Genomic DNA, 639 nt, shown 5'->3' with positions numbered 1-639 from the left:
GCGTCGCTTCGAGATAGGGAAGCACAACCGCATCGCACGCCGAAAAGTAGACAGCGATCTGTTCGTTAGGAACATACTCGCTGTGGAAATGCACTACATCATCAAGACCAAGTTCGCGCACCAGAGCGCGATAGGGACGCTCGTCCTCCCAGAACTCGCCAACGACCAGCAACCGTGCGGGGATGTGCTCACGCACTAGCGGCAGCGCCCGCAGCAGGTGACGCAACCCCTTGTAGCGTCGGATGAACCCGAAGAAGAGCAGCACCGGATCGTCCTCACTCAACCCTAGGCGTGCGCGCGCTTCGGCGCGTGGCAGCGGCGTACGGCTGAATACATCATAGGGTGGGTGAGTGATCCCTTTGATGCGCGCCCATGGAAGTGCGCGTCGCAGCAGCGCAAAATCTTCTTCGCTCATTACAATGAACGCATGCCCGCGCCAGAGAATGCGCCGCGCCAGATACCAGTCGAACATGCCGCCATCGGGGGCGATTACGTGATGGCACAAGAACAGGATGCGCACATTCGTATAACGGCGCACCAGGCGAGTCAGCACAAACAGCATCGGCGACCAGAACGGCGTCCACCACTGGAGCAACAGCAGATCAGGGTTATCGCGCTGGATCATACGAAAGGCGCGCC

The 639-nt window shown here is 59.6% G+C and carries 1 protein-coding gene; it reads right to left on the bottom strand.

The features are described 5' to 3' along the window. Positions 1–625: glycosyltransferase (locus NZ923_10760; GenBank protein MCS7230486.1), on the bottom strand; the 625-nt coding region annotated here is incomplete at its 3' end. Between the last annotated feature and the right edge of the window lie 14 nt (positions 626–639).

It is taken from the genome of Candidatus Kryptonium sp., assembly GCA_025060635.1.
GTDB lineage: Bacteria > Bacteroidota > Ignavibacteria > Kryptoniales > Kryptoniaceae > Kryptonium.
Note: the sequence above shows the minus strand (reverse complement) of the source record. Positions and strands in the feature narration are given on the sequence as shown.